At 35.6% G+C, this 21,609-nt stretch carries 23 protein-coding genes and 1 riboswitch; of the genes, 3 read left to right on the top strand and 20 right to left on the bottom strand.

What is annotated here, in order from left to right; all coding sequences use genetic code 11:
- Positions 1 to 34: 34 nt before the first annotated feature.
- From thiD to DS745_RS14575, 8 genes are all read right to left on the bottom strand, one after another.
- Complete coding sequence (gene thiD, locus DS745_RS14610; protein ID WP_129078977.1) at positions 35 to 835, bottom strand: bifunctional hydroxymethylpyrimidine kinase/phosphomethylpyrimidine kinase; 801 nt, start codon at positions 833 to 835, stop codon at positions 35 to 37.
- 47 nt (positions 836 to 882) lie between these two features.
- Positions 883 to 1,080: a sulfur carrier protein ThiS gene (gene thiS, locus DS745_RS14605; RefSeq protein WP_129078976.1), complete on the bottom strand. Its 198-nt coding sequence runs from the start codon at positions 1,078 to 1,080 to the stop codon at positions 883 to 885.
- Positions 1,081 to 1,085: 5 nt separating this feature from the next.
- Complete coding sequence (gene thiE / locus DS745_RS14600; RefSeq protein ID WP_129078975.1) at positions 1,086 to 1,712, bottom strand: thiamine phosphate synthase; 627 nt, start codon at positions 1,710 to 1,712, stop codon at positions 1,086 to 1,088.
- A gap of 74 nt (positions 1,713 to 1,786) precedes the next feature.
- A riboswitch (TPP riboswitch) is annotated at positions 1,787 to 1,890 on the bottom strand.
- 58 nt (positions 1,891 to 1,948) lie between these two features.
- On the bottom strand, positions 1,949 to 3,082 hold the full coding sequence (locus tag DS745_RS14595) for a YqgU-like beta propeller domain-containing protein (RefSeq protein WP_129078974.1): 1,134 nt from the start codon (positions 3,080 to 3,082) through the stop codon (positions 1,949 to 1,951).
- 130 nt (positions 3,083 to 3,212) lie between these two features.
- A complete protein-coding gene (locus DS745_RS14590; RefSeq protein ID WP_129078973.1) occupies positions 3,213 to 4,184 on the bottom strand; it encodes an ROK family glucokinase in 972 nt (323 codons plus the stop codon).
- A gap of 14 nt (positions 4,185 to 4,198) precedes the next feature.
- Positions 4,199 to 5,287, bottom strand: coding sequence for an ATP-binding cassette domain-containing protein (locus DS745_RS14585; RefSeq protein WP_129078972.1), 1,089 nt, complete (start codon positions 5,285 to 5,287; stop codon positions 4,199 to 4,201).
- A gap of 45 nt (positions 5,288 to 5,332) precedes the next feature.
- Positions 5,333 to 5,536 carry a YqgQ family protein gene (locus DS745_RS14580; protein WP_129078971.1) on the bottom strand — a complete coding sequence of 68 codons (204 nt, stop codon included), beginning with the start codon at positions 5,534 to 5,536 and terminating at the stop codon, positions 5,333 to 5,335.
- A gap of 30 nt (positions 5,537 to 5,566) precedes the next feature.
- Positions 5,567 to 6,076, bottom strand: coding sequence for a hypothetical protein (locus tag DS745_RS14575; RefSeq protein ID WP_129078970.1), 510 nt, complete (start codon positions 6,074 to 6,076; stop codon positions 5,567 to 5,569).
- 100 nt (positions 6,077 to 6,176) lie between these two features.
- Here DS745_RS14575 and DS745_RS14570 point away from each other — a divergent pair, with 100 nt between their 5' ends.
- On the top strand, positions 6,177 to 6,575 hold the full coding sequence (locus tag DS745_RS14570; protein ID WP_129078969.1) for a YueI family protein: 399 nt from the start codon (positions 6,177 to 6,179) through the stop codon (positions 6,573 to 6,575).
- Positions 6,576 to 6,626: 51 nt separating this feature from the next.
- On the opposite strand, the gene DS745_RS14565 is transcribed toward DS745_RS14570, so the two are convergent.
- Positions 6,627 to 8,090, bottom strand: coding sequence for a spore germination protein (locus tag DS745_RS14565; RefSeq protein WP_241657833.1), 1,464 nt, complete (start codon positions 8,088 to 8,090; stop codon positions 6,627 to 6,629).
- A 133-nt stretch (positions 8,091 to 8,223) separates the two neighbouring features.
- Between DS745_RS14565 and DS745_RS14560 the strand changes: the two genes are divergently transcribed.
- Positions 8,224 to 8,805, top strand: coding sequence for a DUF2087 domain-containing protein (locus tag DS745_RS14560; RefSeq protein WP_129078967.1), 582 nt, complete (start codon positions 8,224 to 8,226; stop codon positions 8,803 to 8,805).
- Positions 8,806 to 9,098: 293 nt separating this feature from the next.
- Here the strand turns inward: DS745_RS14560 and DS745_RS14555 are convergent, their stop codons facing one another.
- Positions 9,099 to 10,151 (bottom strand): M42 family metallopeptidase, encoded by a 1,053-nt coding sequence (locus DS745_RS14555; RefSeq protein ID WP_129078966.1) that lies wholly within the window; start codon positions 10,149 to 10,151, stop codon positions 9,099 to 9,101.
- A gap of 83 nt (positions 10,152 to 10,234) precedes the next feature.
- On the opposite strand from DS745_RS14555, the gene DS745_RS14550 reads away from it, so the two are divergent.
- Positions 10,235 to 11,107: a hypothetical protein gene (locus DS745_RS14550; RefSeq protein ID WP_129078965.1), complete on the top strand. Its 873-nt coding sequence runs from the start codon at positions 10,235 to 10,237 to the stop codon at positions 11,105 to 11,107.
- Between the two features lie 101 nt (positions 11,108 to 11,208).
- On the opposite strand, the gene DS745_RS14545 is transcribed toward DS745_RS14550, so the two are convergent.
- The 10 genes from DS745_RS14545 to DS745_RS14500 form a co-directional block, all read right to left on the bottom strand.
- Positions 11,209 to 12,765 (bottom strand): rhomboid family intramembrane serine protease, encoded by a 1,557-nt coding sequence (locus DS745_RS14545; RefSeq protein WP_129078964.1) that lies wholly within the window; start codon positions 12,763 to 12,765, stop codon positions 11,209 to 11,211.
- Positions 12,766 to 12,769: 4 nt separating this feature from the next.
- Positions 12,770 to 13,513, bottom strand: coding sequence for an HAD family hydrolase (locus DS745_RS14540; protein ID WP_129078963.1), 744 nt, complete (start codon positions 13,511 to 13,513; stop codon positions 12,770 to 12,772).
- A gap of 184 nt (positions 13,514 to 13,697) precedes the next feature.
- Positions 13,698 to 13,901, bottom strand: coding sequence for a sodium:proton antiporter (locus DS745_RS14535; protein WP_241657832.1), 204 nt, complete (start codon positions 13,899 to 13,901; stop codon positions 13,698 to 13,700).
- 96 nt (positions 13,902 to 13,997) lie between these two features.
- Complete coding sequence (locus tag DS745_RS14530) at positions 13,998 to 14,945, bottom strand: L-lactate dehydrogenase (RefSeq protein WP_129078962.1); 948 nt, start codon at positions 14,943 to 14,945, stop codon at positions 13,998 to 14,000.
- A 128-nt stretch (positions 14,946 to 15,073) separates the two neighbouring features.
- Positions 15,074 to 16,090, bottom strand: a complete 1,017-nt coding sequence (locus tag DS745_RS14525; protein WP_129078961.1) for a ThiF family adenylyltransferase — start codon at positions 16,088 to 16,090, stop codon at positions 15,074 to 15,076.
- Between the two features lie 19 nt (positions 16,091 to 16,109).
- Positions 16,110 to 16,655: a 5-formyltetrahydrofolate cyclo-ligase gene (locus DS745_RS14520; RefSeq protein ID WP_129078960.1), complete on the bottom strand. Its 546-nt coding sequence runs from the start codon at positions 16,653 to 16,655 to the stop codon at positions 16,110 to 16,112.
- A gap of 78 nt (positions 16,656 to 16,733) precedes the next feature.
- Positions 16,734 to 16,883 (bottom strand): 50S ribosomal protein L33, encoded by a 150-nt coding sequence (gene rpmG, locus DS745_RS14515; RefSeq protein ID WP_071312021.1) that lies wholly within the window; start codon positions 16,881 to 16,883, stop codon positions 16,734 to 16,736.
- A gap of 87 nt (positions 16,884 to 16,970) precedes the next feature.
- A complete protein-coding gene (locus DS745_RS14510) occupies positions 16,971 to 17,594 on the bottom strand; it encodes a hypothetical protein (protein ID WP_129078959.1) in 624 nt (207 codons plus the stop codon).
- Complete coding sequence (locus DS745_RS14505) at positions 17,591 to 18,775, bottom strand: nucleotidyltransferase family protein (RefSeq protein WP_129078958.1); 1,185 nt, start codon at positions 18,773 to 18,775, stop codon at positions 17,591 to 17,593. The genes DS745_RS14510 and DS745_RS14505 overlap by 4 nt, the downstream gene beginning before the upstream one ends.
- A 39-nt stretch (positions 18,776 to 18,814) precedes the next feature.
- Entirely contained in the window at positions 18,815 to 21,601 is a 2,787-nt protein-coding gene (locus DS745_RS14500; RefSeq protein WP_129078957.1) for a 1,4-alpha-glucan branching protein domain-containing protein, read from the bottom strand.
- Between the last annotated feature and the right edge of the window lie 8 nt (positions 21,602 to 21,609).

Below are 21,609 nucleotides of genomic sequence, written 5' to 3'. Positions count from 1 at the left end.
AAAGTAATACGTACTTTAAACAATCCCTAATCACCTATCTTAAACGGTATGCACTATGCTTTGTAGGACCTATTCCTTTACCAATACAAAGTGATTCCTCAATGGCAGCTTGAATAAACTGTTTAGCCGTACCAACTGCTTCATGTACAGACTTACCTTTTGCTAGTTCAGCCGTAATTGCTGCGGCAAATGTACAACCCGTGCCATGAGTATGTATTGTATCAATTCGTTTTGCAGTAAAATAAAAGTATTCTTCACCATCAAATAAGATATCGACCGCTTCATTACTCCCTTCTAAATGGCCACCTTTTAATACTACATATTTAGGTCCAAGCTCTCTAAGTGCTTTCGCAGCTTTTTTCATTTCTTCAAGCGTGTTAATTGAGTCTAAACCTAGAATTTCACAAGCTTCAGGTAAATTAGGAGTAATAACTGTAGCTATTGGAAGCAAACGTGACTTTACTGTATCCATTGCTTGTTTCTGTAATAGTGGGGCTCCTCCTTTAGCAATCATAACAGGATCTACAACAATATTCTTAGCCTTATATTGTTGTAGTTTTTCCACGACTAGATGAACAATTTCATCGGAGAAAAGCATGCCTGTTTTTACTGCATCTGTTCCCATATCTTGAAAAATCGCATCAATTTGAGCACCAATAGCCTCAAGTGTTTGGGGATATACACCATGAACTCCTAGTGTATTTTGAGCTGTTAAAACAGTAATAACGCTCATACCAAACACATCACGCTCTTGAAATGATTTTAAATCCGCCTGAATGCCCGCACCGCCACCACAATCAGAGCCGGCAATAGTTAATGCTTTCGCTATCGTCATAATTTATGACCCTCCACTTTGTTTCTATTCTTCGTAAAGAACTTTAATCAACCACCGCCAACGAACTGTACAATTTCAATTTTCATACCTTCCTGTAATTTTGTGCGAGGACGATCTTCACACCCAATAATTTCTCCATCCACTTCAGTGACAACTAGTTGTTCATCTAGTTTATAATGGTTAACCACATCTGCTAGTGTCTCTAAGGATAATTCGGTCTTTTCTCCGTTAATAAAAATAAACAATACCCCTACCTCCTTGCTTCAATCTTCTTTATAAATTCTTGACATGTTTTTGTAATATCTTCATTGCCGACAATCTCACTAATTGCACATATTCTAGTTGCTCCAGCGGCTAACACTTGATCAACGTTATGAAGCTTTATTCCTCCGATTGCTACAAAAGGAATTGTAATCTCTTTTACGACTTCCTCAATATACTTTGTCGTCACAGGGTCAACCACATCTACTTTACTCTTTGTCGGGAAAATTGGACCAACACCTATATAATCGGCACCATTAAGTTCGGCTTCTCTTGCTTCTGCTATTTCGTGGGTTGAAATCCCAATAATTTTATTCTGACCAAAAATTTTTCTGGCCTCTTGAAGTGGTAAATCATCTTGACCCAAATGAATACCGTCTGCATCAACGGCTAATGCAATGTCAATATGGTCATTCACAATGAACGGCACACTATACTTTTGGGCTAATTCTTTTAGTCGTTTTGCTTTCTCAAATACTACCTTTTTACTACTGTTTTTATCTCGAAGTTGAAAGATGTCAACCCCGCCAACAATGGCCGCTTCCATCACTTCAATTAAATCTCTTCCTTGATGAAACTCTTCTCCTGTTATTGCATATAAACGAAATTCTTTCATAATCAACCTCCGAAAATTTCATACTCTAACTAAAATAAAACCGTAACCCAAGAAAGACGGATTACGGCTAGTTCATAGCAAATCAACGACTTCCCTACGCTGGTATAATCCAAATCAGGTTCAAGGGTAAAAGTCTTACCTTTTTCTCAGCCTAAAAGCGGCACCCCTAGTCTTCTATAAAGTTTTTACATTTTCTTTAATTATGACAGAAATCTAGGTAATTTCAATCGTTTTACTTACCAATGTAGTAAAGAATGTATTTTTTTCTTTTTTATATCAACCAAGTTTTCTAATTGGTACCCGTACACTAACCACTGACCGTCCGGGGAAGCTTTGAGAGGGAAGTCTTCACTAAGTAGAGCAATATCTTTTGTTTTTTCTGTTTCAACCTCAAAGGAAACCAACCTATATCCCTCTGAGTAATCAAATAAGTCACCATTGCTCAGAGGTTGTAAAATATAAAAAGTATTACTGCTAGCGTCATAATCTTGGAAAGGAATCCACCATTGTTCTGAATACGTATTTAGTATTGGAATTTTTATACTCGATATTTCCTCTTTGGTCTGAGTATCATAGAAAATATAGTCAGATTTCGATACATTTTTATCTTCTATTGAGACTGTTAGAAATACATCACCAAATGAGAAAAAAGTAATAATTTCGTCAAGAAGTTTTGTTTCTCTTTGTTCCTTTACATCATACGTATATAACGTTGCATAGAAACTAAGTGAATACATGTCCCAATTTAAATAGGCTAGTTCCTCCTTGTTCATCCATTGAATGTAGAAATGATCAAACTCGAAATTTCTTACTTCCTTTGTGTTAAGATTAAGGTGGAATAATTCTATTGAAAAGTCATCTTGAACTGTCGCAACCGTCAATTCACCTTCTGTATGAGGGTTCCAATATAACTCGTAGTGCTCACCTAATTCACTTAACGTATATAAAACCTCTCCCTTTTTACTTAAAAAATAGAGTTCCTTATTTCCTCTCATTGTCGAAACTTCAATCACAAAAATAGAGAAATTTCTATTCGCTTCTAAGCTAATAATCGGTTGATCCAACTGAAAAAAGATTTCTTCTTCCCCTGTTAATATATGAAACTTGTAAACAATTGACAGTCCATTTTCATCCGTCAAATAAAGTAATGACTCGTTATCATACCAATCATTAATAGTTACAAAACTATACATGGACGCCCCTATGCTTTGTACTTGCTCTATATTTGTTAGAGACAAAGGTATGCCTGATTTAGCTAGCAGCCTAGAGGAATTACCGGATAAATCGCTACTAGGTAAAAATTCAGTTTCACCTAATTGATCACAACTAAGTAGGAAGATAAGTATAAGAATAGCAGAAAATTTCTTCACATTAACCCCCTCCTTGTCTCTTTATTATCCCATTAATCGACGGGAGTCTCAAACAAAATAGAATAGAAAAACTTGGGTCAAAAAAAAATAGTCAAACTTCTTGTGAACAGAAGTTTGACTATATAAGTAATTATTTGTTTATCTTTTGTTTAATGAGCCAAACAGCACCAATTACACCAGCATCATTCCCTAATGTAGCAATTGCAATGTTTGCTCCTTCAACGACACGCGGTAATGCATAGGCTTCAAAATGCTTTTGAATAGAAGTAGTTAAGAACTCGCCAGCTTTAGAAACACCTCCACCAAGTACAATCTTCTCAGGATTTAATGCATTAGCCAAGTTAGCAATTGCTAAACCTAAATGAAAACTTATCTCATCAATAACCTCTAAAGCAAGAGAATCTTGGTTTTTAGCAGCATCAAAAACATCCTTTGCTGATAATTTGCCTTCTCGATTAAAAACTTCCTTTAGTTCACTACTAGTAATGCCACCTATCACTTTTTCTGTAGCAATTCGAGCAATTCCTGTTGCAGAAGCAATTGTTTCTAAACAACCGGTTTTCCCACAGTTGCAGGGTGCTCCCCCCTTAGCAATTGATGTGATATGACCAATTTCTCCTGCCATTCCATTGACTCCATGCAAAATTTGTCCATTCGCGATTAAGCCACCACCAACACCCGTCCCTAGAGTAACAGCTAATAAATTCTTAGCACCCTCACCAGCTCCACGCCACATTTCACCTAGAGCTGCTAAGTTAGCATCATTATCTACAACAACTGGAAGACCAGTTTCAACTTCAATTAGATCTTTTAAAGGGAAATTGGTCCAACCGATATTCACTGCACGATATATAAGACCAGTATCCATATCAATAAAGCCCGGGGCTCCTACACCAATCCCTCTTAGCTTTTCTTTTGGTTCATTGATCTCTTCCATTTTTGTGAAAATAGCTTTACTTAATTCAATAGGTATTCTTTTTCCTTCATCTTCTGTATTTGTGGGGATTTCCCACTTAGTTATGATTTCCCCGTATGTATCAATAATTGCTAGCTTAATCGTTGTTCCCCCAATATCCACGCCTACAAACCAATGACTACTCATTCATATCAACCTCTTTACATTAATCTTTTTTCTGTATTCCTATCAAAAAACAACAAATTTTCGAAAGGAAGTGACAATTGTATTTGTTCCCCTTCGTTCATTTTACCACTTTTTTTCACATGGGCAACTAGAGGTTGACTATCGACATTAGTATACAACTTGTAATAGAAATCCTCCTCTAATACTATATGTACTGGTACTTTCAACACTATATCAGAAGTATCTCTTCCTTCGTTTATCTGAAAGCTTGTCGCATGAATTCCAATGACAACGTCTTGTCCTTCATAGAACTTATCTTCACTAAACTTTATTAGTGGCAAGGAACATGAAAAACCATTGCTCGTAAAGTGATTTCCTTTTAGCTTTCCTCTTAAAAGGGTGAAGCCTTCGCCATGGATGTATTTTGCCACAAAAATTGATTTTGGTTCTTCAACTAAGGATTTTGGATCTCCAATTTGTAGAAGTTCGTAACCCTGGATAATAGCTAAACGATTGACAAAAGAAAGCCATTCTTTGTTATAACTACTAAATATAACGACAGGACAGCCTGCCCAGTTATCATGAAATTCTTTCACTACGTGTATAATTTCTTTTCTTTTGCTATTCGGGAATTGATAGAACGGTTCATCGATGATTATGAGACTCGGTTTAGATAAAATAGCTCTAATACATGTGATGAGTACCCCTTCCTTGAAAGATAACTCTTTTATCGGTTTTTCAAGGTCAATAAAAGGATCAATATTTTTGGCTACAGAATGAATTTCTTCAGCAATTTTCTCTTCTGAAAGTTCTTGAATTTTTAATGGAAAGGCCAAATATTCATATACACTTTCAAGTTTTTGTTCGTCCATTATCATATTGGGTATAAAGGCAATCTTATCATTATAAGAAGTAATTTCTTTTATACTTTTTTTATGTAGGAGGATCTCCCCATCCCAGTCCGTATCGAACCCTAAAAGAATTTGTTGTAACTCTTCTTTTCCTTGTCCAACTGGACCTGAGATTAAGAGCCAGTCCCCCTCATGTATTTCAAACGTAATATTTTTTAGCCAGAACGCGTTGTCTGTTCTTTTCCAGACCCGGTTTAATGAAAGTATACTCATAATTTCTCACCCAATTATAGTGTGTCACACCATGCCATATAAAAATCAAGAATTTCCCTTTTGGTATTCACTTAACTCTTTTTTGAGGATCAGTAAGCCTTGTTGAAGTGTCAAAACATCAATCATATTCCATTCGTATAACTGCCTTAATTCCATCTCAAAAAGTTCAAGATCGCCTGCTCGATCACCTGTATAAATAAAAGCACCATGTTTTTGTAAAAATTGTCTTAATTCATACATCGTCTTCATCTATCTTCCACCCTTTCATTCTCCTGACTATTATATCAGTTTAAAAAGACCAATGAAAAGCAGAGGAATAAGAGGTATAAGTGCAAAAAATTGCGGGCTACGATGACGTTGAATAATTTGATAAATAAACATAAAACCGACAATTAAGCCACCCACAAAAAAGAGGAAGCCAAATAGTGTGAACCAAAGAGACAGTTCCAAAACTCCTAGTTCAAATCCTAGTAGTAGAAAAAAGGCAACAAAAATTGATAAAGTCGCAGGTTCTTGCTTCACAAAACCAAAAGAAGGATCATATTTCCAAACTAAAAACCCAATCAGACCAAAACAAAACAATCCAAAGAAAATGCTAAATGCTCCATGGCTTATAAAGCCAGAACTCTTACTTCCCAAAAACATCCCTATATAGGAGAACAGAAAAAAAGCTAAACCTACCACTAGAAATACTGTTTGATGAGGGTCAATCCGCCTAGAAACAAGTAACCCTCCTGTTGACAGCCCTGCTATGAATACGGTTAAAATAGAAGATATAATAATTGCCAAAACCTCACCCCATTTCTAATACTTGTATACTTGTATTAGTTTATGTTTGTAGGTTTATATTAAGGACAAGAAAATGATTTTGTTGAAAAGAGGCATAAACATGGCAAATAACAAACTTCAAGATGTATTACAAAGGGGAATTTACGGAAGTCCCGAAACACTTCCAGAAGAACGGGCATTATTCTTATCAACAATCAGTGAAAGAATTTATTTGGCGCTAACGAATAGACAAGTAATCCATAAAGGAATGTACTCTGAAGCTATTGATGTAATGAAGACAAAGAAAGATGCACATTTATTTATTAATGGAGAGTTAACCTATACCCTTTATTCTAACTATCTTAAGGAAGCAGCAAAGTACAAAATTCCATTTACAGTAGTTAACGACGGCCATGATACTCCAATTGGACTAGTTCTAGCTAGTAATACTGCGATTAACTATGGCAAAGAACCCGAGTTTTTTATACAAGATGAGATTTATAAGCGTGATATGGAATAGTAATTGTCTCTAACAAAAACAGGGTGGCCAAAATGCCACCCTGTTTTCTATTCACCGATCCTCATCTAAAGGATGAATTGCTTTTGGTCGTTGTCGTTTTAATGGGATTGGTGACCTAAAGATAACATCACGAAAGCTTCTTGCTGAAAATGGCATAAACGGCCATAGATATGGTGTATGATACACCTTCATTGTTGTTAACAACAGAAATAACAATGTTACCCCAATTACATAACCGAAAACGTTAAAGAAACCTGTGGCAACTAGTAGACCTACGCGAATCAACCGATTTGCTAAGCTCATTTCATAGCTTGGGGTTGCAAAAGAACCTACAGCTGCTACAGCTAGATATAAGACAACTTCTGGTGAAAACAAACCTACATCAATCGCAACTTGACCAATGAGAATTGCCGCTACTAAACCTAAGGCCGTTGCCAATGCGGAAGGAGTATGAATTGCTGCCATTCTCAGCATTTCTATTCCAATTTCGGCAATAATAAACTGACCTAACAATGGAACACTTCCTGTTTCATTTGGACCGATATATGCTAATGTTTCTGGTAATAAATTTTGATTTGTCGCAAGTAAAAGCCACAATGGTAGAAGAAATATCGATACCCAAACAGCTGAAAATCTAACTAATCGTAAAGCAATTCCAATAATAGGCTTTTGTCTATATTCTTCAGCATGTTGAAGATGATGCCAAAAGGTTGTAGGAGTAATAATTACACTTGGGGAGCCATCTACCATAATAATAATATGCCCTTCAAATAGATGTGCTGCAGCCACATCTGGTCGTTCCGTATAACGTACTAGTGGATACGGATTATAGTGCTGACCAAATAAGTATTCTTCAATTGTTTTATCTCCCATTGGTAACCCATCTGTATCAATTCTATCTAACGCTTTTTTGACTTCTGTTACGATGAATGGATCAGCGATGTCTTCAATGTAGGTTACACATATATCAGTTTTTGAACGACGTCCAACTGTCATAAATTCATTACGGAGTGTCCTATCTCTTACTCTCCTTCTTGCTAGCGCACAGTTCATAACTAACGTTTCAACAAACCCATCCTTAGCACCACGAATCACTTGTTCAGTATCAGGTTCTTCAGGACCTCGCACAGGATATGTTCTAGTGTCGATTAAAATGACTTCATCAATGCCTTCAACTACAACAGCAGTTGGACCTGCAAGGACTTGATCAATAACCTTTTCTAAATCTTTTTCTGTATCAATTTCTACGTATGGGATCTTTGACCTTACTAGCGTTCGTAACGCATCAACCGTTAACTCTTCATCTTTAATTCGCATAAACTCTCTTTGGATTTGAGTTAAGGCCTCATCTTTGGCAAAACCATCGACAAGAAAGAAAGCCATTTTTTTACCGCCATACTCCAAGTCTATTCGGATTAAATCAAAACTTTTATCTACACCAAGTTCTCTGCTTAAATAAGCGATATTCTGATCAAAATCTTTTGATGCTGGGTGTACTAATTCATCGTATGACAAACTTATCGCCTCCACTTCTATAACATTTTTTGCTAAAAAATAAAAATCCATTCAAAATTTGTTGACACACAATTACAATTAGAATATTATCTAATTAAATAAATATCTAATTAGATAGATGAAAGGAGTCACTATGCAGTTAGATAAACTTGTTAACTTTCACAAAGCATTAGCTGATCCAACCCGGATTAAAATATTAAAACTATTAGCAAATGGACCATTACATGGACAGGCAATCGCCGGAAAACTCGGATTAAAAGCACCGACCATTACACACCACATAACAAAGTTAAGGGAAGTTGCCCTTATAACTGAACGTCGAGATAAAAATACGATTTATTTTTACTTAAATGAAAAAACGCTGCAACAGAAATCTGATCTGTCATTGAAAGCCATATTACGAATAGGAAGTGAGGGGGACGATGAATTGAAAACGAAAGATAATAGTGAGGTCATTAAGAACTTCTTTACTACTGAAGGAAAGTTAAAGCAAATTCCAAGTCAAAGAAAGAAAAAACTGATTGTTTTTACTCAACTTGTTAAGGGTTTAAAAGCGGGGGTAAAATACACTGAAAAAGAAATAAATGAATACATTCAAAAATTCCATGAAGACTATGCAACAATTCGTAGAGAATTCATTATGAATCACTTTATGTATCGAGAAAATGGTATTTATGAACTAAACCCAACAGAGATGTGGTCAAAACCTGAATAATAAGAAAAGCGCAAGGCACCAGCCTATCGGCGACAAGCAAATGTTCTGACCGAAAAAAGTGCGCTCTTTCACTTTTTATCTAGGAAAAAGGCATTACACTTTTTCTTTGGTCAGGTTATTTGACCTCGAGCCAAGAACATCTTTGAATTACCTCTCGGATCTTTGCGACGAGTAACCGCAGGAGCAGATGGCGCCTGGAGCTAGACAATATTTAAGTCGAAATTATATTTTCCTATAATGCAAAAAAGAGTGTAGAATTCGAGCTAAAACCTCGTATTCTACACTCTTATCATTTAAATAACCATCTCTGAGAGTAAGTAGTGGTAAATTAACTTACTCGTATTTTCTAGTGAAGTGATATGCGTACGTTCGTGTGAATGAGATTCTGCAATCCCTGGCCCAATTAAACCGTGTACAATATCATGTCCTGAACGAATGGCTGCCGAAGCATCCGATCCATAATAGGGATAGATATCAATTTCATAGTCAAGTTGGTGTTCTTTCGCCAGTTGTACAAGCTTGTTTTTTAATAGCAGGTTGTATGGCCCGCTAGAATCTTTGGCACAGATCGACACACAGTACTCTGTTGTTGTTTGGCCAAGGCCAATTGCCCCCATATCTACTGCTAGGTATTCAACAGTTTCTGGGGTAATATTCGAATTCCCACCATATCCTATTTCTTCATTGTTTGAAATTAGAAAGTGAGTAGTATAAGGTAATTCGAGCTGATTTTCCTTTATTTCTTTTATTATGTTCAATAAAATAGCCACACTTGCCTTGTCATCTAAATGACGAGACTTAATAAAACCACTTGTCGTTCTTTCAAATCTTGGTTCAAAAGAAACAAAATCACCTACAGAAATTCCTAGAGCTTTTACCTCTTCGTCATTTTTAACAACTTCATCAATTCTAACCTCGATATTTTTCTCGTCCCGTTCCGCTGTTCCAGCATCTTTGTAGACATGAACAGAAGCTTGTTGCATTAATATCGTCCCAGTGTAAATTTTGCCATCACTTGTTGCTATTTGACAGTATTCACCTTCAACGGCGTTCCAACGAAACCCACCGATCATTGTTAGCTTTAAACGACCGTTTTTCTTAACTTCCTTCACCATGGCTCCTAGTGTATCGACATGTCCTGTTAGCATTCTATGTTTTGTTTGGTCTTTTCCAACAATGGAAATGACTAAGCCACCTTTACGATTTCGTTTTGTTTCAATATGTAGTTCCTTACAAAAATCTTCAATAAAACTTATTACTTTATCGGTACTTCCAGAAGGACTAGGGATATTTACTAACCTTTCTAGTAAACTTACAACTTCATTTGAATTAAATTGAAAAGACATTTCACAGTCACTCCTTTAATTACTATACATAAATTTCATTGTTTCATCATAGAGTTAGATAGGCTGTCCAAGGAGGGATTTCGTTGAGGAAATTATTAGTTGGATTTATTATTACTAGTGCTTTAGTAGTTAGTTGTGCTTTCTACTATTCAACACTCCATAAACCATTTCAGGCGACAATTGCTAACTTTCCTATTGATAACAATAAGAAATTTAAAAGCGTTCAAACATCATTAAAATTAATTGAACAAAATGACGAAGACGAATATACAATCGAATGGAAGACGAGTTCCGAGATTACCGAAAAAATGTACATAAGTCACGATATCTCTTTGTTATTTGAAGATGGGCGATTAAAAGAAACACTATCACAAGCAAAAGAAAATAGCAATAAGTTAACTCAAAAATTAAAAGTTGACGGAGAAGATAGTGGTCATTTTGAAGCAATTACCTTTCATTATAGTGAATTGCATTACCCAAATGATATTACAAAAAGTGTACAGTCCATGAGTTATGACCAAATATATATATTAGATTCTCCTTTAAGTCCGTTGGAGTACTTTAAACGACCTAATTCGCCTTCAGAAGAAGAAGGCCAAAGAATTTTAGATACAATTATTAAACAGAATTTGCAATATACATGGGAAGAATTGACCAATTATTTTCAAGTTGACTCTAGTAAATATTATTCAATCCCCTTAACAAGTCTTTATAAATACAATGATTTATCACTTCCAGAATTGCCAGTTTCCCAAACAAACGAGATCCTTCGTCAAACTTGGGGAACTTTATACCAAGATTATTTTTCAGGCTTAGAAAAACATGATGGAACCATTGCTAGCCCTCTTGGAAGTAGTGTTCCATTAATCCTTTATCACAAGTCATATTCGCATCTTCTCATCATCTTTAGTAGTAGAGACGGAGAAAAATATATTATCATAAAAAACTTGCAATAGCCTTTAATGTAGAATGTGAAAATGTAGAACTAACGCTTCCACATTTTACATTCTACATTCTACATTCTTCATTCTACATTCTACATTCTACATTTCTATTATTATCTAGTTTTCTCTAAAATTTTCTCAAGCGTGTTTTTTAAATTCTGATAGTCTTCGGTATTTGGCTTTAATTCTAGTGCTTTTTCAACAGAACGATAAGCATCAAGATATTGTTTCAATTCAAAGTAAACAAGGGACAAGTTAAAATGTGCTTCATGAAGAAATGGGCGATGTTCTAGAGTAATTAATAAGTTTTTCTCAGCATCCTGCAGTAAACCTAGCCTTGCTTCACTGTAAGCTAGCAGGAAATTCGCCTCCACAATATCTACATCTTCATCTACTGCAGCTTTAAGTAGCGGATACGCTCTCTCTATGTCTCCTCTTTGCAATAACTCCTGGCTAATCTGAACATTTATTAAATGCATTTTTTCAGGATCCTCTCCAGAAGAAAATCCATAAATCAAAAGCCCACTTACCAATGTTAGAGTCGCACCAAATGTTAGGATCTGCTGATATTTAAATTTATGCTTAGGCAAATGGAGCGCAGCCGAAGCTAAAAAGCCGCCTATTAATCCTCCAACATGAGCACTATTATCAATCATCGGTATCATTGCACCAAGACCTAAATTAATGATTAAAATGACAATAACGTTTTTCCCTATTGTCCGAAAGAACAGTTTTCGATGTACAACCCCAAAATAAAGTAATGCACCAAAGCATCCAAAGATAGCTCCTGAAGCACCAGCTGAGATTTGACTATTAAAAGCAAAGCTACTGATTGATCCAAACAGACCTGCAGTTAAATAGATGATGATAAATCTTGATGTTCCATAAATCCTTTCTACAGCACTTCCTAAATAAAAGAGCGCTAAGGAGTTCATAAATAAATGTAGAAATCCAATGTGTAAAAAGATAGCTGTAAAAAATCTCCACCATTCGCCCTGATAAATTAGTGGATCGTATTTTGCACCGAATTCTACTAAGGTTAGTAAACTTGTACTGCTCCCATAATACTCCATCAATCCAAAGATAACTAGAACATTCACTAAAAGCACCATTGTAAAGACTGGTTTTCCATATGTAAATAAAGCTTTCTCTTCATTTAGCTTCTTCTCAGAAATTGTAACCACTCTACGACGATAGTGCTGGATATCATCGGTTGTATAGTAACGACCAGCGTCTCTAAGAGGAAGTTTGCAGCCTAGCTTTTCGCTTAACTTAGAAACTTCCATTTCACCTCCAGTTTCGCCATGGAGTAAAAATGTATCAATTTTAATGCGTTTATTTTTTGTAACAACCGGCTCAAGTAAACTCTCATAAGTATCCACGGGTAAAAAAGTAGAAATATATACATTAATAATGTTTAGGTGCCTACATCGTAGTTCTTTTCGAATAGACTCTCCATCTTTAGCGACATTTTCTAGGTCTCTACTAATATAGTTACCCCAATCCATATCTCGACGATAAATACGTATCAATGTCGTCTTATCGGTATCTTCTTTCTCTAACCAAATTTCCTTCTCATTTGATTTTACTTTAAATGCAGTGATTCCAACATGAACAACAAGATGATGAATGACTTGCCAATAATATGCGTCTTGGCTTTGTACGTACATATTTTCATCCTTTCAAATTATTTTCTTGATAGATAAAAGAAGCTACTTCTGCTAGAGTTCCACTCGTATAAACAGGTTTGTGATTTGATTTAGGTGTTTCACTTCGGGTATTTAAGAAAATTGCATCCCAACCTGCATTAATTGCACCAACCACATCATGCTCCCATGAATCTCCTACAAAAAGGTACCCACCATCAGATTGCAGTCTACTTTTCGCTAAATCAAATATTTCTCTCTTAGGTTTAAATACCTTTAACTCTTCCGAAATAAAAATACAGTCATTTGATAGCCATTGAGTTAGATTTAACTTATTTATCTTATTAGATTGAGTATCGGCAGTTCCGTTGGTAATAATACCCACTTTTACATTTGCTGTAACTAATGTTTGCATCATTGTATGTAAACTTGGATAAGGTTCACTAAAATCATCTACGATGAAGAAATAGTGGTTGTGAAATTCGTCCGCTTCACTTGTCGTAAACGGAAGTTGAAAATGCAGAGCCGATTGCAAAAAACGCTTTCTTCGATATTCTTTAGCGGTAATGACTCCGGCTTCATAATCAGACCAAAATAAATCACTATACTTCTTAAATACAGGAAACCATTCTTTTGTACTTACTTTATCAGTTAGGTTTTTATTTCTTATAATAGAATTAAAACAAAAACATATCGCATCCTCAAACGCTTTTTCATGACTAAAAAGTGTGTTATCTAGATCAAAACATATCGTTTTCCATCTCATCGTCATTTACACCTCTTACCATTATTATAACAACGAAAGGCTCGTTTTCTCGAATAGTAGACCTTAGAATTTTCTAGAACATAAAAGAAGTGAACAATTGATGCTCACTTCCCTTAAAGACAACATTTCTTTTTAATTGGCTGTTTTCGTAAAGTTTGTTGCTTTCGTAAAAATCCCAAAAGCCTTTTAATTAAAATGGCATAAACCGAGCATATAAACGGTTTTTGATAAATGGAATTTGTAGAGCACCTGTGACAGCTAACCGACGAATCCATCTTGTTCCTAATACAATGTTAATAATACGGTATCGGTAACGATAAACAAAGAACACAGAAAGCATAGTAACTAATAGAGTTGTCAACATATTGTTATTATTATTTCTAGTAGTAAACATTTTCTTTCACCTCATTATTAAGTTTTCATCAATGAGACATGATTTATGCGACGAAAAAAAGAAAACCTAATCCATCTAAGGTTTTCTTAAAATAGCCTATTGAATTGGCCCCATTGCTTCTTTTAAAACTTTTGCAGAATGATGAAGTTTTTGTTTTTCTTCTTCACTTAGATTTAACTCCAACACTTCTCGAATACCATTACTATTTACAATTGCTGGAACACCGATATAGATATCATCTAAGCCATATTCTCCTTGAAGTAAGGTAGAAACCGTTAATACTGAGTTCTCGTTTCTAAGAATCGCTCTTGTAAGACGAAGCAATCCCATAGCAATTGCATAGTGAGTAGCCCCTTTACGTTCAATGATATGATAGGCAGCATCTCGTACATTAATGAAAATCTCATCAAGATCCTCAATCTTGCGCCCTTCCTTATGTTCCTCAAAATATGTTAAGATTGGTCTTCCACCAATGTTCGCATGGCTCCAAACAGGAAGTTCAGTGTCACCATGCTCTCCCATTATATAAGCATGAACACTTCTAGAATCGATATTGAAATATTTACCTAATAAAAAGCGGAAACGTGCTGTATCAAGAATCGTTCCTGAACCAATCACTCGTTCCATCGGCAATCCTGAATATTTCCAGGTTGCGTATGACAGGATATCCACAGGATTCGTAGCGATTAAAAATACCCCATTAAATCCACTCTTCATAACTTCCCCAACAATATGCTTAAAGATTTTGGCGTTTTTTTCAATAAGGTCTAGGCGAGTTTCTCCAGGTCCTTGGTTTGCTCCTGCTGTAATCACCACAATATCTGCATCTTTACAATCACTATATTCCCCTGCCCAAATTCTCATAGGTGAACCAAACGGCATGCCATGGTTTAAGTCCATAGCATCTCCCTCGGCCTTCTCTTTGTTTAAGTCAAGTAGGACCATTTCATCAGTAATTCCCTGATTTAAAAGAGCAAATGAATAGCTTGACCCTACAAATCCAGTGCCGATGACTACAACCCTTGTTGTTTTATTGATATTCATAGTGTAACTCCACCCTTTCAAAACGATTCTTTGTTTCATTTTACCTTTATAAAGACGTAGAAGTGATAAGAAAACTTACATAAATATGGCAATATTGTTACTATTACTAGACTGAAACACCATTTTTTTTACAAACCGATATATCTTGCATACAAACTTTTTGCTCTAGCTATATCCTCAGTTCCTTGAACCAGGGTCCTACCATCTGGAAATAAAACCAATCTTTCACCCTCTGGTAAATTAGCTCTAACTAAAAATGGCGTTTTTGTAACGTCAGCAACCTTTGCTAACTTTTCAGCCCATTCCTCTATATTTAGCTTTTGGCCCAAATTAATTTGGACTGTTTCTCTTCCACAAAGAGAAGTAACTGTCTGTTCTTGATCACCTTGTAGGGCAGGATACTCATTTAGACTACAAGTTGGACAATTCTCTTTCCTTTTTGAAAACTTCATTTCATACATATGATGCTTCCATACATCAAATGTTATGAGACTTTTTCTTTGTACGTCATGATTATCGGTTAAGTATTTTAATGCTTCAATAGCCTGAAACGACGCTACAATATCAACCACAGGCGATATGACACCAATTGTGTCACATGTTTGTCCAGCTGAATTACCACCACCGATAAAACAACGTAAACAAGGGGTTACTCCCGGAATGAAGATTGCTGACATCCCTCTTGAACTAACTGCTCCACCATAAACAAATGGTATACCTTTTTGATAGCAAGCATCATTAATTAAGAACCGAGTCTGAAAATTATCGGTCCCGTCTAAAACCAAGTCAACACCTTCCATCAATTCCTCGATATTTTGCAGTGTTACGTCGGTAACAATACCTTCGACCAACACATCCGAATTTATTTTTTGTAACCGGTTTTGTGCAGCTACTGCTTTTGGTAATGCTTCAATCACATCATCTTCATCAAAAAGCATTTGTCTTTGAAGGTTGCTTTTTTCCACATAATCTCTATCCGCAAAACGAACATGCCCAACTCCCGCTCGAACAAGGTGATTTGCAAGCACAGTCCCCAATGCTCCCATTCCAACAATTAAGATCTTTTTATTTGCCAATTTTCTTTGTCCTTCTTCGCCTATAGGTTGAAAAAGAACCTGCCTAGAATATCGATCTTTACTTACCATTAAACTTCCTCCAAACTCTTTATGTATTGTGAATTATTTTCCCAACAGCAATATCGTGTGTTTCAGTAGGTATATCATTTACAATTTGAAAATCAAAAGCTAATGAAAGTGTTTTATTTTGATAATTACTTAAAAAGCGATCATAATACCCTCCACCATACCCAATTCGAAAACCTCGTTTATCAAAAATGATACCCGGAACAATAAGTAAGTCTATCTCTTCTTTTGAAACAAGTGGAGCAATGTTAGTAATTGGCTCTTTTAACGAATAAAAGCTATCTTCAAGCTCGGTATATGAAGTAATTTCATAAAACTTTATTTCTTTTCTACTAGGATAACATTTTGGCACAACGATACGCTTTTGTTGTCGCCATCCTTCCTCAATAATTCCTTTTGTGTCTACTTCCCTGCCTGTTGAAATAGTAATACCAACTGTTTTTGCTTCTATCCATTCAGTACTTTCTAGAAGCTTATCTTTAATATTCTCAGAGAAAGCTAAAAATTCAGTATCTGTCATCTCTAGGAGCCGTTGTTTCATTTTGTTCCGGAACACAGTTTTATTCACAATTCCCCCACCTTTTAACAGTATTTCATGCTTTTATTTTATCTTTATCTATAAAAAAAAGTAAGCAGAAAAGTCTGCTTACTTTGTTTCGCGGTGCAAAGTCATTTTTTTTAATCTTGGGCTATATTTTTTTAACTCAAGACGATCTGGGTTATTACGTTTATTTTTAGTAGTGATGTAGTTACGATCACCTGTTTCTGTACAAGCTAATGTAATATTTACGCGCATTCCTTTTCCCTCCAAACATGCTTTACTTCAATCATACTTTTAAATAATAGCAAAATCCCACCTAACAATCAAGTACTTCTTTACTCATTATTTTGAACATAGACCAGTAGTAAGAACTTCATCAGGCAGGTACAACTGAATGATAGAGTTATTCTTAATAACTTCTTCCTCATCTCCACCAGTACATAACCAAAAATATCCTTCAATATTTTCATTTTCCTTTATTGTTCCTTCTATACTAAGTATACTCTCCTCACTACTCAATGAAAAAGGTTGGAGTAGAACTATACCTTCTGCTGACAAATCACACTCTGTAAAGTCGGTACAATATTGAACAATACCACGGTTATTCATTAATCCATTTAATAATAAATACTGATCATTATAAGATCTAACAATAGCTTGAATACACGGTGCGTAGAAAGTTATGCTTTCATCTGCATTTTCCATTAAGTTTTGCCTTAAGAACAACTTAATTTCCCTATCCTTATTACTACTTAAATTTTTTATGAGGAAATATTGAATCGTACCTTCGTTATAAACCTTTGTTTTCATTGTGACTTCAATACTTAGTTCATGATGAGTAAGCTCAATATGCTCTTCACTTTTCGTTTCAATCATCCAACCTTTATCATTTAACCATGTAAAATTCCCATCGATCCAGATACCATACGTTAGTTTCCTTAATTCATGACGATATTTTACCTTCATTTGATTTCACCTACCGTTTTTATTAATTGAGACCTCTGAATATTTCGAATTCTATTCACATACTTTGACGTATGAACAACTACGGCTTCTTCTATTCCCTTATTTGGCCAAACCTTTACTTCTGGTTTAACAATAACGTTTGCTCCTATTGTGCAGTGATCTCCGACAGCTGAGGCTTCATATAAAGAAACAGTATGTTTAAGTGTCGTTCCTCTACAAATAGTCGTCCCTCTTAATTCACTTTTATCTCCGACATAAACGTCATTCCAGAGGATTGATTGCTTAAGTGAACTATTAGTTGATAAAACTGTATTCCTACCCACAACACAATTATCGTCGACAATAACACCAGTCCGTAGAACTGCACCATCGCCAATAGATAAAGGTCCGTTTAAAGTTACACCTTCTTCAATAATAACGTTCTCACCAATCCAAACCCCTGATTTGACTTCTTTTCCTGTTAGAGCTACCTTTACTTTTTTGTTTAACATATCAAATTGTGTTTCTCTATATGTAGCAAGACTTCCTACATCAGCCCAGTATCCCTCAGCTCTGTAGCCATATAACGCCTTTTTCTCTTTTAGTAAGAGAGGGAATAAATCCCTACTAAAATCAGTCCGAACACCAGGCTCTAGGTATTGAAACACTTCCGGATCTAAGACATATATTCCCGTATTTATCGTATCACTAAAAACTTCATTCCAATTTGGTTTTTCTAGAAATCTAATAATTTCATTTTTTTCATTGGTCTTAATTACACCGAAATCTAAAGGATTAGAAACTTGCTTCATAAAAATTGTCGCCAAAGCACTTTTCTTTTGGTGAAATACAATTCCCTTTTTCAAATCAAAATCAGTCAATGCATCACCACTAATTACAACAAATGGCTCATCTAAAAATGACTCTGCATTTTTAATACTGCCAGCAGTTCCTAAGGGTGATGTTTCTTCAAAGTAATGTAAATTAACACCAAATTGGCTTCCGTCCCCAAAATAACTTTTAATAATATCAGGTAAATACTGTAGTGTTACTGCAATTTCTGTAATTCCATATTCTTTCAGCAGTTCAATACCATACTCCATAACTGGTTTATGACAGAGCGGAACCATTGGTTTTGGTATATTACATGTTAACGGACGAAGGCGCGTTCCTTTACCACCAGCCATTATAACACCCTTCATCGATTACACCCCCATTCCTACTGAATAGTTTCTACAACTTTACTGTTTATTCCATCTTACTAAGCACGCTTCATAAACTTTCATTGTCGTTTTCGAAATAGAATCCCAACTATAGTTCGTTTCAGCTAGCCTTTTTCCATTAATAGAAATTTTCTTGCTTAATTCCTGTTCCTCAATACAACGAATTACTTGAGCTGTTAAACTTTCAATATTATTTGGATAAATAGTTAAACCTGTTTCTTCATGAGTCACAATCTCACTTAGACCGCCTGTCTCTGAAACAATCGTTGGTTTTCCAGCGATCATTCCTTCTAATGCTACGATCCCAAATGGCTCATAATAACTTGGAAATAAACAAATGTCACAACCATGAAACATTTCATTTCTAAGTTGGTCGTCAATAAATCCAATAAAGTAGACATTTTTTTCGAGACCCTTTTCGACAATTTGTCTCCGATAATCTTGTAAGAGAGGACCTTTCCCAGCAATAATAAATTTGATATTTGGATAATTTTCGATAATTAACGGTGCGGCATCTATAATGGTTTGGAATCCTTTTTCTTTGACCATTCTTCCAATTGAAAAAATATAGATATCTTCTTCTGTCCCAAAGCACTGCTTCCAATCTGATTTACTGCTTTTAACCATTTCTATATCAACACCATTAGGGATGACTTCTATTTTTTCTCCAGGTAACTGAAAAACCTCTTTAACTTGTTCTTTCATGTAATTACTACAGACAATGACTTTACTTGCTTCATAGGTCAATTCCCATTCTTTATGCGAGATCTCTTGCTGCAACTCAGTATGAATACCACCATTTCTACCATATTCGGTTGCATGAATTGTTGCTACTATGGGTATTTCCAAATGCTCTTTGATTGCTTTGGCTGCAACGCAAACAAGCCAGTCATGGGCGTGAATTACGTCAAATTCAATAACTTTAGCTAATTCAAACACGTAATCCATAAAAGCGATATTTAACCCACCTACCCAATGATAAAATTCACTAGCATGAGGCTCTAATCCATTAACCCGATGAATATGCACACCTTGAGTTACTTCATATTCCGGAGCGTCTTCAGCAGTAGTTGTCACTACATGAACTTCACAACCATTGTCAGAGAGTGCTCTAGATAAATCATAGACATGTCTTGCCAACCCTCCAATCACCAAGGGTGGATACTCCCATGCTAAAATCAAAACTCTTCGCTTTGCTAACTCTGACTCTTTTAACCTATACTTACTAATTACGTATTGATCATGTCTAGAGATTAGTAGTTCCAAGAAAATGTCATCTAAAAAAGGGTAGTCAGCTTCATACGCAGTTATTAGTTCTTGTGTAATTTTTTGAGTAACGAGTACCTCTCTTAATTTCTCATATCTATGAAGATGCTCTTGAATTCGATTTTTGGCATACTTAGTAGCAGTTTCACCATCAATAATAAATGGCCAATCGCTACTAGTTGCTAGCATCCATTCTCGAACCATTTGCTTTAGACAACGTTCGACAATAACACCATCCCATTTGTATATACTAATTAAATGAATAAGATCCTTTTCAATTCTATGAAGCTTAGGATAAATCCAACTATTTTTTTCATTTAACCACACTTCGCCATATCCATTTCTGCCCCATGTGGAAAATGACACGTACCCCGTATCAATCTGTTGAAAATGTGTTTCTACATATTCTTCTGGTGAGAAGAAGAATTGTTCCTGAGTTCCTCTTACTAATACTTCTTCTAGCCAGTCTGGGCCTTCAAACCACCAATGGCCAAATAGTTCTGCGTCAAAAGGAGCCATAATTAGGTAGGGAAGATTGCCTTTCTTCTCATTAAATAGAAGTTCTTTTTTTAGCGTTTCAATAAAATGGTCGCTATGTTCCTTCACTTTGTTAAGAGCATTCACTCGATGATAAAAATCTTTTTCTTCAGTAGCTCCTGTAACTCGATGATACTTTAAACCTGTGTCAAAACGTATTCCATCTGAATGCATAAAATGCTTAATGTACTCCCAATCACGGTCGTAAGCAACATCACGATAAAATTCGCGATAATCAAAATCACCTGGATATCCATCTATTGAACTCCATACTTGATTAGAAATCTTCTGATTCCTAGGAAATAGCATAATCCCATTTGGTGAGTAAATTGGTTTTCCTGAACATATTGTAGGGCCTGGACTAGCATTTTTCAGTGCTTGTTCATCAACAAAAGTATAACGAATACCTTCCTCAAATAGCACCCGATCAATTCCCAGGGTAAAAGCACATTCTGGCAACCAAAAGCCCCTTGGAGCTTTACCAAAGTGTTTTTCAAATGTTTTTATCCCATGGACCACTTGAGCTTTGAGCCCTTCTTGTGTTTGCAAATAGGGTAGAAAAGCATGAGTGGCCGAGCTACATATACAAACAATTTTTTCTTCTTCCATTAACTCACGATATGCTTGTAAAAGATTTTGATTGTATTTTAAAAACGTTTGCTTTATCTTTTTCAGACGATCCTTATAAAAGTTTACTAACAGTAACTCTTCATAAACTTGTTCTTCACGGTTTGACTCTTTTTCCAAAAGGAGTTGTATCTTTTCAATGTAATGTAAAAATCTCCTCTGCATAAGTGAGTCAGTAAGCATTTCCATTAGTGGAGTTGAAAAAGAAATGGTTAACGCTTTTCTAAATTGATGTTTTTCCAAAGCCCAAATCAATGGAATGTACGTTTCTGTCATAGCCTCAAAAAGCCAATGTTCTTCAAGTCTTTCTGCCTCACGGTGCCTTACATATGGTAAATGTGCATGTAGCACCAAAGAGAAATAACCATTTATCAAGTTTACTC

Source organism: Anaerobacillus alkaliphilus (assembly GCF_004116265.1).
GTDB classification, from domain to species: domain Bacteria; phylum Bacillota; class Bacilli; order Bacillales; family Anaerobacillaceae; genus Anaerobacillus; species Anaerobacillus alkaliphilus.
The sequence above is the reverse complement of the archived record's forward strand: the minus strand, read 5'-3'. Positions and strand labels throughout refer to the sequence as shown.

Excerpts from the sequence above, each read along its gene's own strand:
- thiD (WP_129078977.1), bottom strand. The coding sequence starts at position 835 with ATGACGATAGCGAAAGCATTAACTATTGCCGGCTCTGATTGTGGTGGC.
- thiE (WP_129078975.1), bottom strand. The coding sequence starts at position 1,712 with ATGAAAGAATTTCGTTTATATGCAATAACAGGAGAAGAGTTTCATCAA.
- DS745_RS14590 (WP_129078973.1), bottom strand. The coding sequence starts at position 4,184 with ATGAGTAGTCATTGGTTTGTAGGCGTGGATATTGGGGGAACAACGATT.
- DS745_RS14585 (WP_129078972.1), bottom strand. The coding sequence starts at position 5,287 with ATGAGTATACTTTCATTAAACCGGGTCTGGAAAAGAACAGACAACGCG.
- DS745_RS14580 (WP_129078971.1), bottom strand. The coding sequence starts at position 5,536 with ATGAAGACGATGTATGAATTAAGACAATTTTTACAAAAACATGGTGCT.
- DS745_RS14570 (WP_129078969.1), top strand. The coding sequence starts at position 6,177 with ATGGCAAATAACAAACTTCAAGATGTATTACAAAGGGGAATTTACGGA.
- DS745_RS14560 (WP_129078967.1), top strand. The coding sequence starts at position 8,224 with ATGCAGTTAGATAAACTTGTTAACTTTCACAAAGCATTAGCTGATCCA.
- DS745_RS14555 (WP_129078966.1), bottom strand. The coding sequence starts at position 10,151 with ATGTCTTTTCAATTTAATTCAAATGAAGTTGTAAGTTTACTAGAAAGG.
- DS745_RS14545 (WP_129078964.1), bottom strand. The coding sequence starts at position 12,765 with ATGTACGTACAAAGCCAAGACGCATATTATTGGCAAGTCATTCATCAT.
- DS745_RS14540 (WP_129078963.1), bottom strand. The coding sequence starts at position 13,513 with ATGACGATGAGATGGAAAACGATATGTTTTGATCTAGATAACACACTT.
- DS745_RS14535 (WP_241657832.1), bottom strand. The coding sequence starts at position 13,901 with ATGTTTACTACTAGAAATAATAATAACAATATGTTGACAACTCTATTA.
- DS745_RS14530 (WP_129078962.1), bottom strand. The coding sequence starts at position 14,945 with ATGAATATCAATAAAACAACAAGGGTTGTAGTCATCGGCACTGGATTT.
- DS745_RS14525 (WP_129078961.1), bottom strand. The coding sequence starts at position 16,090 with ATGGTAAGTAAAGATCGATATTCTAGGCAGGTTCTTTTTCAACCTATA.
- rpmG (WP_071312021.1), bottom strand. The coding sequence starts at position 16,883 with ATGCGCGTAAATATTACATTAGCTTGTACAGAAACAGGTGATCGTAAC.
- DS745_RS14510 (WP_129078959.1), bottom strand. The coding sequence starts at position 17,594 with ATGAAGGTAAAATATCGTCATGAATTAAGGAAACTAACGTATGGTATC.
- DS745_RS14505 (WP_129078958.1), bottom strand. The coding sequence starts at position 18,775 with ATGAAGGGTGTTATAATGGCTGGTGGTAAAGGAACGCGCCTTCGTCCG.